General features: G+C 67.4%; 9 protein-coding genes. 5 read left to right on the forward strand and 4 right to left on the reverse strand.

Annotated features, from left to right (window positions below):
• Window positions 1-311: 311 nt before the first annotated feature.
• Window positions 312-1,100, forward strand: coding sequence for an ABC transporter permease (locus ON43_RS27300; protein WP_051179334.1), 789 nt, complete (start codon window positions 312-314; stop codon window positions 1,098-1,100).
• On the opposite strand, the gene ON43_RS27305 is transcribed toward ON43_RS27300, so the two are convergent.
• The gene (locus tag ON43_RS27305) at window positions 1,101-1,631 is read right to left on the reverse strand and encodes a VOC family protein (RefSeq protein ID WP_040812028.1); all 531 of its coding nucleotides are present in this window, start codon (window positions 1,629-1,631) and stop codon (window positions 1,101-1,103) included.
• 132 nt (window positions 1,632-1,763) lie between these two features.
• On the opposite strand from ON43_RS27305, the gene ON43_RS27310 reads away from it, so the two are divergent.
• Complete coding sequence (locus ON43_RS27310; protein WP_051179335.1) at window positions 1,764-5,576, forward strand: ABC transporter ATP-binding protein; 3,813 nt, start codon at window positions 1,764-1,766, stop codon at window positions 5,574-5,576.
• A gap of 112 nt (window positions 5,577-5,688) precedes the next feature.
• Window positions 5,689-9,456, forward strand: a complete 3,768-nt coding sequence (locus tag ON43_RS27315) for a multifunctional oxoglutarate decarboxylase/oxoglutarate dehydrogenase thiamine pyrophosphate-binding subunit/dihydrolipoyllysine-residue succinyltransferase subunit (RefSeq protein ID WP_083913763.1) — start codon at window positions 5,689-5,691, stop codon at window positions 9,454-9,456.
• A gap of 93 nt (window positions 9,457-9,549) precedes the next feature.
• On the opposite strand, the gene ON43_RS27320 is transcribed toward ON43_RS27315, so the two are convergent.
• Entirely contained in the window at window positions 9,550-10,176 is a 627-nt protein-coding gene (locus tag ON43_RS27320) for a Uma2 family endonuclease (RefSeq protein WP_051179336.1), read from the reverse strand.
• A 128-nt stretch (window positions 10,177-10,304) separates the two neighbouring features.
• Complete coding sequence (locus ON43_RS46865; RefSeq protein ID WP_281033348.1) at window positions 10,305-10,433, reverse strand: hypothetical protein; 129 nt, start codon at window positions 10,431-10,433, stop codon at window positions 10,305-10,307.
• Window positions 10,434-10,620: 187 nt separating this feature from the next.
• Between ON43_RS46865 and ON43_RS27325 the strand changes: the two genes are divergently transcribed.
• On the forward strand, window positions 10,621-11,244 hold the full coding sequence (locus ON43_RS27325; protein WP_245568771.1) for a PadR family transcriptional regulator: 624 nt from the start codon (window positions 10,621-10,623) through the stop codon (window positions 11,242-11,244).
• A gap of 17 nt (window positions 11,245-11,261) precedes the next feature.
• Window positions 11,262-12,758, forward strand: a complete 1,497-nt coding sequence (locus ON43_RS27330) for a DHA2 family efflux MFS transporter permease subunit (protein WP_040812034.1) — start codon at window positions 11,262-11,264, stop codon at window positions 12,756-12,758.
• 81 nt (window positions 12,759-12,839) lie between these two features.
• On the opposite strand, the gene ON43_RS42820 is transcribed toward ON43_RS27330, so the two are convergent.
• Window positions 12,840-13,460, reverse strand: coding sequence for a Uma2 family endonuclease (locus ON43_RS42820; protein WP_051179337.1), 621 nt, complete (start codon window positions 13,458-13,460; stop codon window positions 12,840-12,842).
• Between the last annotated feature and the right edge of the window lie 155 nt (window positions 13,461-13,615).

Consider the following 13,615-nt stretch of genomic DNA (forward strand, 5'->3'; position numbering starts at 1 on the left):
GGAATCGGCCGCCTCCAGCGCCCGCGTCCAACTCACCGAGATCACCCAGGAGCACGTCCACCCGGACCAGGTCCTGGCCACGCTCACCCATACCGGAGCCCCGGCCCCGAATTACCCGCCCTCCGCCGTCTACGGGACGTACCGGTGAGGTCGCTGCGCCGCAGCGATATCCGCGGCATATCTCGTCATCCCGGCATGTTTTTGGCCGGGATCCACTCCGCCACCGTGGATTCCGGCCAAGAGCACGCCGGAATGACGGAGCCGGGCCTCGGCCATCACGCGAACCGCAGCGCTCGACGAAAGGACGCTCGATGAACCTGACGGTGCCGCCGGTGGTGGCGCGGGCCGCGAATTCCGAAGTGCGCAAGGTGACTTCGGTGCGGCTGAACTGGCTGATCGGCGGCGGGGTCGTGGTGGCGGGCGTGGCGGCGTTCATCGCGCTGGGCACGGCGTTCCAGCCCGGCGGGAACCACGAGGAGGGGTTCAGCACCGGATCCGGTTGGGCCGCACTGCTGACCATCTGGGTGCTGGTGCTGACGGTGGCGTCGGCGGCCGCCTTCGGGGCGCTGGGCACGGCCTCGGAGTTCGAGTCCGGATCGATGGCCATGAGCACGCTGTTCACGCCCGACCGCAACCTGCTGCTCGGCTCGAAACTGGCTGTCGCGGCGGCCTTCTCGCTCGGCACGGTGCTGGCGATGGAGGTGCTCGGCGGCGCGGCCATGCGACTGGCGGGCGGCGACCGGGTGCCCATGGACAGCGGCTTCTTCGGGATCCTCGTCGGCACGGCGCTGGCGGCGCTGTGCTGGGCGGTCATCGGGTCCGCGCTCGGCTTCGTGCTGCGCTCGCCGACCCGGGCGCTGGCCGCCATCCTGGGCTGGGCCGTGCTCGAGCCGCTGATCTGGATCACCGCGCGCGCTATCGGATTCGGCGGGCTGGCGGCCATCCTGCCGGTGGCCTCGACGGTCGGTGCGATCAGCGGCGGGCGCTATGCCAAGAGCGCGCTCATCGCGCCGACGCCCGCGGCCATGGCGCTGCTGGTGATCTGGAGCGCCGCGGCCGGTGCGGCGGGCTGGTACTTCTTCACCCGCCGCGATATCTGATCAGGTTCGGTCGGCGAGCCGCCGCCACACCTCGTGATCGGTGCGCGGGCCGCCCGGGGTGTCCGCGCCGTACTTGTCGATGAGGCCCGGCAGGTCCAGCGGGACGCTGGGCGCGGTCATGGCGGCCAGTTCGGCCTCGACTGCGGCATCGGGAACCAGCCAGCAGACCTCGAATTCGATGCCGTCGGGATCGGCGGCGTAGAGCGCCTTGGTGGAGGCGTGATCGGACGCGCCGGTCAGGGCGTCGGCGGCGATCAGGGCGTCGCGGACCCGCTGCAATTCGCCGAGCGTGTCCACCTCCCAGGCCAGGTGGTAGAGGCCGATGCGGCCGGTGCGATGCGCGACCGACGGGTCGGGTGATCGGAACAGGCCCAGGTCATGGTCGTTGGCCGAGCCCGCCGCTTGCAGGAAGGTCGCGCCCGGGAAGCCACCGGGCAGTCTGCGGAAGCCGAGCACGTCGCAATAGAAGGCGGCGGAACGCTCCACATCGGAGACGAACAGAACGGCGTGATTGAGACGCTGAATCGGCATATATCCAGCCGACCACGCCGACGCGCCCGAAACAAGGCGCTGTCCCGGCCTGTCTGTCGGTGCCCGGACGCACACTGGAACAACGGGTCGCAGCGGGAACAAAGTGGGGGTGGGTAGTTCTTGTTCTCCGGGATGAGTTCGATGGATGTGGAGAAGGATCGCGGCTGGCTGCGCCGCCTGTGGCAGCGATGTAGGCGGCACCCGTGGATGCTGGCCGGGCTGGGGCTGACCATCACGCTGGGCGCGGTGGTCGAGGTGACCGGGCCGCTGCTGGCCAAGCACGCGCTGGACGGTGCGACCGCCGGAAACACCGGCATCATCGCGGCCATGGCCGTGGCGCTGGGCGTGCTCGCCGTCGGGCGGTTCCTGGCCTCCTTCGGGCGGCGCATGCTGGCCGGGCGGCTGGCCCTGGACGTGCAGCACGAGTTGCGCATCGATCTGCTGGGCGCGTTGCAGCGGCTCGACGGTCCCGGGCAGGACGAACTGCGCACCGGGCAGGTGATCTCCCGGTCCATCAGCGATCTGACCCTGGTGCAGGGACTGCTGGCCATGGGCCCGTGGTCGTCGGTGGCGGCGCTGCAATTCCTGCTTGCCGCGGGCGTGATGCTGTGGCTCTCACCGCCTTTGGCGCTGGCCGCGCTACTGGTGGTGCCGGTGCTGGCGCTGGTCGTCTACCGGGTGCGGCCGCGGCTGTACGCGGCCACCTGGTCCGCGCAGCAGCGGGCCGCCGATCTGGCCCAGCACGTCGAGGAGACCGTCACCGGCGTGCGCGTGGTGAAGGGGTTCGGGCAGGAAGCCCGCATGGTCGACCTGCTCGAATCGCACGGGCGCAAGCTCTACGCCGAGCGCATGCGCGCGGCCCGCATCGATGCCCGCTTCAGCCCGACGCTGGGCTCGATTCCGCAGGCCGGGCTGGTCGCGGTGATCGCGGTGGGCGGGCTGCTGGCCTTCCACGGCAGCATCGGGCTGGGCACCTTCCTGGCCTTCGTCGCCTACGTGTCGACCATGACCAATTCGACGCGCATCGTGTCCTACGTGGTCGTCATGGCGCAGCTGACCCGCGCCGCCGCCGACCGCGTCCACCAGGTCATCGACAGCGCACCCGAACGCATCGATCCCGAGCGGCCGGTGGAGCTGCCGCAGGGTCCGCTCGGCATCGAAATCGACCGGCTCACCTTCGGTTTCGAGCCCGGACGTCCCGTGCTGCACGACTTCAGCCTCGATATCGCGCCCGGCGAGACGGTCGCCATCATCGGTCCGGCGGGCTCGGGCAAGTCCACGCTGAGCCTGCTGCTGCCCCGCTTCTACTCCCCCGAGTCCGGCCGGATCAGCCTGTACGGCAAGGACTCCCGCGCCGATATCGCCGACCTGCGCGGCGCTGACCTGCGCGAGGCGGTCGGCGTCGTCTTCGACGAGGCCTTCCTGCTCTCCGACACCATCTCCGCCAATATCGCGCTGGGCCGCCCGGACGCCACCGAGGCCGAGATCCAGGCCGCCGCCAAGCAGGCCGCGGCCGACGAGTTCATCAATGCCCTGCCCGACGGCTACGACACCGTGGTCGGCGAACGCGGGCTCACGCTCTCGGGCGGGCAGCGTCAGCGCATCGCCCTGGCCCGCGCGCTGCTCTCGGACCCCCGCATCCTGGTCCTCGACGACGCCACCTCCGCCGTGGACGCGGTCACCGAAGCCGCGATCTTCAGTTCCCTGCCGACGGATTCGGGCCGCACCACGCTCATCCTGGCCCACCGGGAATCGACCCTCGCCCACGCCGACCGGGTGATCCGGCTCCCCGGACCGGAAATTGGCGAGGACACCGAACCCGGTACTGCAGGCGGCACCGACCCCCGTCATCCCGGCGTGCTTTTGGCCGGGATCCACTCCACGACTGTGGATTCCGGCCAAAAACATGCCGGAATGACGAGGGAGACGGCCGACGATGAACCGGATCGGGATACGCCCGAAGAGGTCCGCCGGGTGCTCGGGGACTTGCCTCCGGCCGCCGAACAGCCCGGGCTGGATTCGGCCGAGATCCGCGAACCCGATCCGGGATTCAAGCTGCGGCACGCGCTGGGCCTGGTGAAATGGCTGGTCGCGGGCACCATGGTGCTGCTGGCGCTGAATGCCCTTGTCGGCGTGGGATTCCCGTCCGTGGTGCGGTACGCGGTGGACTCCGGCGTCGGCAAGCACAATGGTTCGGCGCTGGTGTGGGCCACCGCGATCGGCGCGGGCCTGGTCGTGCTCGGCTGGGTCGTCGCCTCGACCGCGGTGCTGTGGAGCAATCGGGCCGGGGAGCGCGTGCTGTTCGGGCTGCGCGTGCGCAGCTACGCCCACCTGCAGCGCCTCGGGCTCGACTTCTACGAGCGAGAACTGTCCGGCCGCATCATGACCCGGATGACCACCGATATCGACGCGCTGTCCACCTTCATGCAGACCGGGCTCCCCGACGCGCTCATCGCCCTGCTGACGGTGGTCGGAATCGCGGTGGCGCTGTTGGTGATCGACCTCCAACTGGCACTGATCGTCTTCGTGACCCTGCCGCCGCTGCTGCTCGGCACCTGGTGGTTCCGCAAGGTCTCCGATGCCGCCTACAGTGCGGCGCGCGAGCATTCGGCCACCGTGAATGCCGACTTCGCCGAGAACGTCGCGGGCCTGCGGGTCATCCAGGCCAATCGGCACGAGGCCGTGTCCGCGCGGCGGTTCGCGGGCTACTCCAATGACTTCCGGGTCAGCCGGATGCGGGCACAGCGGGCCATCTCCACCTTCTTCGCCTTCGTCGGCATGTGGGCCGACGTCGCGCTCGCCACGGTCGTGTTCACCGGGGCGTGGGCGGTCGCGAACGGGACCACCACGCCGGGCACGCTGGTCGCATTCGTGCTGTATCTCCAGCTGCTGTTCGGGCCGATCATGCAGCTGTCGCAGCTGTTCGACGGATATCAGCAGGCGCGAGTCGGGTTGCGGCGCATCGGGGAACTGCTGCGCACGCCGTCCTCGATCGCACCGGATCCGCTGGAACCCGCCGTCATCGACGGGCACCTGCGCGGCGAGGTGGTCTTCGAGGACGTGCGCTTCCAGTACCCCGGCGCGGTCCGGCCCGCGCTCGACGGTGTCAGCCTGACCATTCCGGCGGGCGGCAGCCTGGCGCTGGTTGGGGAAACCGGTGCGGGGAAGTCGACCATCGTGAAGCTGCTGGCCCGCCTGTACGACATGCCCCGCGATCCGGAGGGTCTGCCGCGAGAACCCGTGTCAGGTGACAGGAATCACGAAATTCCCGACGGTGTTGCCCCGTTCTCCATAGCGGAAGGGCATGAAACGAACCACGATTCGAGTCACACCGGCGCAATCCGCGTGGATGGCGTGGACATTCGCGACTATCGCCTCACCGAGTTCCGATCACGGCTGGGTGTGGTGCCGCAAGAAGCTCACCTCTTCACCGGTGACATCGCCGGCAACATTGCTTTTGGAAAACCATTGGCGAGCCCCGCGGAGATCGAAGCGGCGGCCGCGGCGGTGGGCGCACTGGCAACCATCCAGGCATTACCGCGCGGCATGCACCAACCCGTCGGGGAACGCGGGCGCGGGCTCTCGGCCGGGCAGCGTCAGCTCATCGCGCTGGCCCGCGCCGAACTGGTCCGGCCCGACCTGCTCCTGCTCGATGAGGCCACCGCCGTCCTCGATCCGGCCGCCGAGGCATCGGTGCTGGTAGCGAGCGAATCCGTGACGCGCGGGCGGACCTCGGTGATCGTCGCGCACCGGCTCGCGACGGCCGCGCAGGCCGATCGGATCGCGGTCGTGGAGCACGGACAGATCAGCGAAATCGGCGCGCCCGAGGAACTACTCGCGGCGCGCGGCGCGTACTACCGCCTGTGGGCTGCGGCCCAGGCGATGGAAGGCATATTCTCGGCTGAGGACGAGTCGTCACGCGAGAATGTGTCCGCTCGGTGGTAGCCATGCCCAAAGGCGAACAGGGGTGGGCATATCCTCAGTGGGGGCGCATCGGCGCGCATCCGCCGATTACCCGTGCCGGGCACGTCACAAACGTCGCAGCGCGAAGAACGAAATGAGGCGAACACCTGCTGTGAGCAGCTCAACAGACCAGTTCGGACAGAACCAGTGGCTTGTCGACGAGATGTACCAGAAGTACAAGCAAGACCCCTCGTCCGTCGATGAAAGCTGGCACGAGTTCCTGGCGGACTACACGCCGGAGAACACGTCCGAATCCGGTAACAACAGCCAGGCGGTCACCGCCGTCGCTCCGGCCCCCGCCGCCGCGGCCCCCGCCGTGAATTCCACCCCTGTAGCCACCCCTGCTCCCGCTCCGGCTGCCCCCGCCGCCCCGGCCCCGGCTCCCGCGCAGGTTCGAGCCCCCCAGACCACCCCCGCCCCGACCTCCAACGCGGCCCCGACCTCCGGCGGTCCGAAGCCCGCCGCCGAGGACGAGTCCAAGGTGCTGCGCGGCCCCGCCGCCGCCATCGTCAAGAACATGTCGGCGTCGCTGGCGATCCCCACCGCTACCTCGGTGCGCGCCATCCCGGCCAAGCTGATGATCGACAACCGTCTGGTCATCAACAACCACCTCGCCCGTACCCGCGGCGGCAAGATCTCCTTCACCCACCTGCTGGGCTACGCGATCGTGCAGGCCATCAAGGCCTTCCCGAACATGAACCGGCACTTCGCCGAGGTCGACGGCAAGCCCAACGCGGTCACCCCGGCGCACACCAACCTCGGCCTGGCCATCGACCTGAAGGGCAAGGACGGCAGTCGTTCGCTCGCGGTCGCGGCCATCAAGAACACCGAGACCATGACGTTCGCGCAGTTCCACAGCGCCTACGAGGACGTCGTGCGCCGCGCCCGTGACGGCAAGCTGACCAATGACGACTTCTTCGGCGTCACCATCTCGCTGACCAACCCGGGCACCATCGGCACCAACCACTCGGTGCCGCGCCTGATGCAGGGCCAGGGCGCGATCATCGGCGCGGGCGCCATGGAGTACCCGGCCGAGTTCCAGGGCATGAGCGACGGCCAGCTGGCCGAGATGGGCATCGGCAAGCTGATGACCCTCACCTCGACCTACGACCACCGCATCATCCAGGGCGCGGAGTCCGGCGACTTCCTGCGGACCGTGCACAACCTGCTGATCTCCGACGAGTTCTACGACGAGATCTTCCACGGCATGGGTGTCCCCTACGAGCCGGTGCGCTGGCGCAAGGACATTCAGGAACGCGGCATCGACAAGTCGACCCGCGTCCAGGAGATGATCAACGCCTACCGCAGCCGCGGCCACCTGATGGCCGACACCGATCCGCTGCGGCTGGTGAAGGACAAGTTCCGTTCGCACCCGGATCTGGATGTCACCCAGCACGGCCTGACGCTGTGGGACCTGGACCGCGAATTCAATGTCGCGGGTTTCCACGGCCAGGAGCGCATGAAGCTGCGCGACGTGCTGTCCATCCTGCGCGACGCCTACGCCCGCCACGTGGGTGTGGAGTACACCCACATCCTGGATCCCGAGCAGCTCAAGTGGATTCAGGAACGCGTGGAGCAGAAGCACGCGAAACCGACTGTGGCCGAGCAGAAGTACATCATGTCCCGGCTCAATGCGGCCGAGGCGTTCGAGACCTTCCTGCAGACCAAATACGTTGGCCAGAAGCGCTTCTCGCTGGAGGGCGCCGAGTCCGTCATCCCGATGATGGACGCCGTCATCGACCAGTGCGCCGAGTACGCCCTGGACGAGGTCGTCATCGGCATGCCGCACCGCGGTCGCCTGAACGTGCTGGCGAACATCGTCGGCAAGCCGTACTCGAAGATCTTCACCGAGTTCGAGGGCAACATGAACCCGGCCGCCACCCACGGCTCCGGCGACGTGAAGTACCACCTCGGCGCGCGCGGCACCTACCTGCAGATGTTCGGCGACAACGAGATCGAGGTCTCGCTGACCGCCAACCCGTCGCACCTGGAGGCCGTCGACCCGGTCCTGGAGGGTCTGGTCCGCGCCAAGCAGGATCTGCTCACCAAGGAAGACATCGTCGCCACCGGTGAGGAGAACCGCTCGTTCTCCGTCGTGCCGCTCATGCTGCACGGTGACGCGGCCTTCGCCGGCCAGGGTGTCGTGGCCGAGACCCTGAACCTGTCGGGCCTGCGCGGCTACCGCACCGGCGGCACCGTGCACATCGTGGTGAACAACCAGATCGGCTTCACCACCGCACCGGAGTACTCGCGCTCCACCGAATACTCCACCGACATCGCGAAGTTCATCGGCGCCCCGATCTTCCACGTGAACGGCGACGATCCGGAAGCCTGTGTGTGGGTGGCCAAGCTGGCCGTCGACTACCGGCAGAAGTTCCAGCGCGACGTCGTGATCGACATGATCTGCTACCGCCGCCGCGGCCACAACGAGGGCGACGACCCGTCGATGACCCAGCCGGGCATGTACGACGTAATCGACACCAAGCGCTCGGTCCGCAAGGCGTACACCGAATCGCTGATCGGCCGTGGCGACATCTCCATGAAGGAAGCCGAAGACGCCCTGCGTGACTACCAGGGTCAGCTGGAGCGGATCTTCAACGAGGTGCGCGAGCTGGAGAAGTTCCCGCCGGAGGCGTCGGAGTCGATCGAGGAGGAGCAGCAGCTCCCGCCGAATCTGATTACCGCCGTGGACAAGACGGTGCTGCAGCGCATCGGCGACGCGTTCCTGAACGTGCCCGAGGGCTTCACCGTGCACCCGCGCGTCAAGCCGGTGCTGGAGAAGCGCCGCGAGATGGCCTACGAGGGCAAGGTCGACTGGGCCATGGCCGAGCTGCTGGCCTTCGGCACGCTCATCGACGAGGGCAAGGCCGTCCGCCTGACCGGTCAGGACTCGCGTCGCGGCACCTTCTCGCAGCGCCACTCGGTCATCATCGACCGCAAGAACGGCAACGAGTACACCCCGCTGCACAACATCGGGTCCAAGAACCCGGGCTGGTTCGCGGTGCACGACTCGGCGCTGTCGGAGTACGCCGCGGTCGGCTTCGAGTACGGCTACTCGCTGGGCAACCCGGACGCACTCGTGTTGTGGGAGGCGCAGTTCGGTGACTTCGTCAACGGCGCGCAGTCCATCATCGACGAGTTCATCTCCTCCGGTGAGGCCAAGTGGGGCCAGCTCTCCGAGGTCGTGCTGCTGCTGCCGCACGGTCACGAGGGCCAGGGCCCGGACCACACCTCGGGTCGCATCGAGCGGTTCCTGCAGCTGTGCGCCGAGGGTTCGATGACGGTGGCGGTTCCGTCCACCCCGTCGAACTACTTCCACCTGCTGCGCCGCCACGCCCTGGACGGCATCCGCCGCCCGCTGGTGGTCTTCACCCCGAAGTCCATGCTGCGCAACAAGGCTGTCGTGTCCGAGGTCGAGGACTTCACCGACAACAAGTTCCGCACCGTGCTCGAGGAGCCCACCTACGAGTCGGGCAACGGCGACCGTTCCAAGGTCAAGCGGGTGCTGCTCACCTCCGGCAAGATCTACTACGAGCTGGTGGCCGAGAAGAACAAGAACAACCGCGACGACGTGGCCATCGTCCGCGTCGAGCAGCTGTACCCGATCCCGAAGTTCCGCCTCAACGAGGCCCTGGAGCAGTACCCCAACGCCACCGATCTGGCGTGGGTCCAGGAGGAACCGGCCAACCAGGGCGCCTGGCCCTTCTTCGGCCTGAACCTCCCGGAGATCCTCCCGGCCCGCTTCGGCAAGCTGCGCCGCATCTCGCGCCGCGCCATGTCGGCCCCGTCCTCGGGTTCGTCCAAGGTGCACGCGGTGGAGCAGGCCGAGATCGTCAACGAGGCCTTCGCCCCGACGGTCTGATCAACCGAAACCCAGTGCGGGGCCGGATCTCTCACGAGATCCGGCCCCGCCGCTGTAGTTGCGGCCTACCGACCGCGAAGGAGCTCGCGTTCCTCAGCGAGAGAGCTGAGTCAACCGATTCCAGTCCAGATCGATGGTGATGGGCATGTCGATCTGGACCGTCCCGTCGAACCACTCCAGCTTCTGGTGCGGCCGATACTGATTCAGAACATGATCAAGAACGTAGGTATGAATCGCGGCGACAGCGTTATCGGCGATATGCACAATCCAGTACCAGGGGATTCCTGCCAGCGCATACTCCGCGAGTTTGTCCGCTGTGTCGACACGCTCGGTACCCGGTGACAGGATCTCTATCACCAGCTTGACCATCGACGCGCGGAGCGGTCGCCACTCCGGCGGAGCACATTCGAACAACGCCACATCGGGACGTCGAATGGTGGTGCGCGGCAGCTCCCACAACAACACATCGAAATCGATGTCGACGTCCAGACATCCATCGTTGTAGCGCTCCATGCGCGCGGCCGCAGCAGTTTCGACCATGTCAGCGATTCGGCGGGCCGCCTTCTGGTAAGGCCGCATCGGCGCCTCAGCCCGAACTGCTTCGCCGTTCACAACCTCCACCTGACGGCAGAAGTCTTCCGGCAGTTCCTTCCAGATCTCGACCGTGATCGGCGCGGGCTGCAGGTTCTCCAGGCGAGCCCAATCGAACAGGTCAGACATGGTGCGCTCCTCGCACAGCGGACGGCGACAGGTCGATCCTATAGTCCGAGGCATACACCATCCGGCTATGTACGAACCAGCCCGCCGAGTGCAACTCGGCGGGCTGTTGTGGTCGGGACGCCGACGCGCTATTCGCCCGCTGAATCCGCCTGCTGTGCAGAGGAATCGCTCGTGCCCTTGATATCCCAGGCGGCCATCATCGCGGCGATGCCATCGGCCGCGGCGGTGTCCTGAGTGTTCGAATCCTGATCTGCCATTGCGTTTACCTCTTTCCGCTACTTCCCTAGCGAAAGTTGATGTTACCGAAGGGTTTTCGATGGGGCTTGCCAAGGCAGGCTCCGCATCCTTGCCAAGGACATGCTCCACGCCGTATATTCCACGTGGAATATTTGGTACGGAGCATGTCGGGGACGCGGGGTAGCGTCGCCGGGGACGGAGGTCGTAGTGACCAGGAAGCAGACGACACCGGCGCTGACCCAGTTGGGGATGCTGGTTCTCGCGCTGCTGGAGGAGCGTCCGATGCACCCGTACGAGATGTACCAACTCATGCTGAGCCGGCACGAGGACGAGTTCGTCAAGATCAAGCCCGGCTCGCTGTATCACACGGTGGCCCGGCTGGCGGATCAGGAACTGGTCGCCGCCGAGGGCACGGATCGAGCGGGTAACCGGCCCGAACGCACCACCTACCGGATTCGCACGGCGGGGCGGGAGGCGCTGCGGACCCGGGTGACCGAACTGCTGCGCGAGCCCGTCAAGGAACACCCGGCCTTCGTGTCCGCTTTGGCCGAAGCGCACAATTTACCCGTGGACGAGGTCATCGCCGCCCTCCGCGAACGCGTTGCCTGGATCGAATCCCGGCTCGCCGATCTGCTGTCCCTGCGCGATCTGGCCGCCGCCCGCGGCGTGCCCCGGCGGTACTGGGTCCGCGTCGACTACATCCGCGCGCAGGGCAGCGCCGAGGCCGAATGGCTGCGCGGCTTCATCGCCGAGCTCGAGAGCGGCGAACTCGAGTGGGAAACCTTCGACGACGAGACCGGCGAGCGCGTCGATCTCACCAATCAACCCTGAGATAGGAACCCGAATCCATGTCCACTCAACGCAATCCGTGGCTGGCGCTATACGCGCTGGTAGTGGGTTTCTTCATGATCCTGTTGGACATGACCATCGTCGCGGTGGCCAATCCGGCGATCATGCAGGACCTGCATGCCGATGTCTCCAATGTCATCTGGGTGACCTCGGCCTATCTGCTGACCTACGCGGTCCCGCTGCTGGTCACCGGCCGGCTCGGAGATCGCTTCGGCCCCAAGAACATCTATCTGATCGGTCTGGCGGTCTTCACCCTGGCCTCGCTGTGGTGCGCCGAGTCGACCACCATCGAGATGCTGATCGCGGCGCGCGCCGTGCAGGGCCTGGGCGCGGCGCTCATGACGCCGCAGACCATGGCCGTCATCACCCGTACCTTCCCGCCGGACAAGCGCGGCGCGGCCATGGGCCTGTGGGGCGGCGTGGCCGGGCTCGCGACGCTGGTCGGCCCGATCCTGGGCGGCGTGCTGGTGGACTGGCAGGGCTGGCAGTGGATCTTCTACGTGAACGTGCCGATCGGCATCATCGCCTTCGCGCTGGCCTGGTGGCTGGTGCCGTCGCTGCCGACGCATGAGCACAAGTTCGATCTGGTCGGCGTCGCGCTGTCCGGAATCGGCATGTTCCTGCTGGTGTTCGGCATCCAGGAGGGCAATACCCACCATTGGGACGCCTGGATCTGGGCCATGATCATCGCCGGTGTGGTGGTGTTCGGCCTGTTCATCTGGAACCAGGCCACCAATACCGGTGAGCCGCTGGTGCCGCTGAGCCTGTTCAAGGACCGCAACTTCGGGCTGTCCAATATCGCCATCGCGGCCATGGGCGCGGCGGTGACGAGCGTGTTCGTGCCCTCGTACTTCTATCTGCAGCAGGTGCACGGCATGTCGCCGACCCGGTCGGCGCTGGTGTTCGCGCCCATGGCGATTCTGACCGGTGTGTTCGCGCCGATCATCGGCAAGATCTCGGACAAGGTCGCGCCGCGGGTCATTCCGACCTTCGGGTTCGCGCTCTTCGCGGCGACCCTGTTCGGGTTCGCCACCCTGATGAAGCCGGACGGTTCGATCGCGATCTTCATGATCGTCGGCGGGCTGGCCGGTATCGCGAATGCCTGCATCTGGGCGCCGCTGGCCTCCACCGCCACCCACAACCTGCCGGTGCAGCTGGCCGGTGCGGGCGCGGGCGTCTACAACACCACCCGGCAGGTCGGGTCGGTTCTGGGTTCGGCCGCGATCTCGGCGCTGTTGACCGCGCGCATTTCCGCGCAGGGCCTGCAGAGCGGACCGATCGGCGAGGGCACCGGCGGCAAGAGCCTGCAGGATCTGCCCGCGGTCGTGCGTGATCCACTGCTGGAGAAGCTCAGCACGGCACTGAGCCAGTCCATGTACCTGCCCGCCGCGATCCTGGTGATCGGTGTCGTCGCTTCGGCACTGTTCGTCGGGCACGCCAAGTCGGCCGGTGGTCAGGCCGACGACATGGCGAAGGCGAATATCGGGGCGCACTGATTTCGCCACCGAAAAGCGCTGCCCGCCTGGAGTTTCCGGCGGGCAGCGCTTTTTCCTGTGGTCGAGCGCTTTTTCATACGGTCAGAGGATCAGGCCGATCAGGCGGGTCCAGTCGATGCGGATCTCGATCGGCATGTCCATGACGGTCTCGCCGACGAACGGGTCCAGGCGGCGGTGCGGGCGATAGTGGCCCAGGACCAGCACGTGGGTCTGGATCGCGTGCACCCGGTCGCGATCCATGTAGACCAGCCAGTACCAAGGGATTCCGGCCAGCGCGTACTCGGCCTGCTTGTCTGCGGTGTCGACGCGTTCGGTGGCCGGGGAGACCACCTCGATGGCGATCTTCACGCGCGGGGCCTGCAGCGGGCCGATATCGGCTGGGGCGCAGGAGAACAGCACCACGTCGGGGCGGCGGACGGTGAGCCGCGGGTGTTCCCACAGCAGCACGTCCTGGTCGACGCCGACGTAGAGCCAGCCGTCGTTGTAGCGGCTCATATGGGTTTCGGCGGCGGCCTCGAGCATGGAGGCGAGCCGGCGTGCGGCATTGCGATGCGGTAGGGGCGGCGATTCCGCGCGCACCACATCGCCGTTCACGACCTCGACCAGCCGGCAGAAGTCGCGGGGCAGCTTCTTCCAGACGTCGAGCGTGATCGGTTCGGGCTGCAGGTTTTCCGCCCTCGCCCATTCGAGTACTCCGGACATGCGCGCTCCCTCGGCTCCTGGATCGGGCGGGCTGGGCGACGACTGCCGCGCCGATACTAAACCGGGAGCGACAACAAAAAGGCTGTTCGGAACTTTCCCCCGCGCAGCATCGGCGCGCCGCCCTCCCGCGCATGTTCCACCCCGTCATCCCGGCA

Origin of the sequence: Nocardia concava NBRC 100430, from assembly GCF_000308815.1 — a bacterium.
GTDB classification, from domain to species: domain Bacteria; phylum Actinomycetota; class Actinomycetes; order Mycobacteriales; family Mycobacteriaceae; genus Nocardia; species Nocardia concava.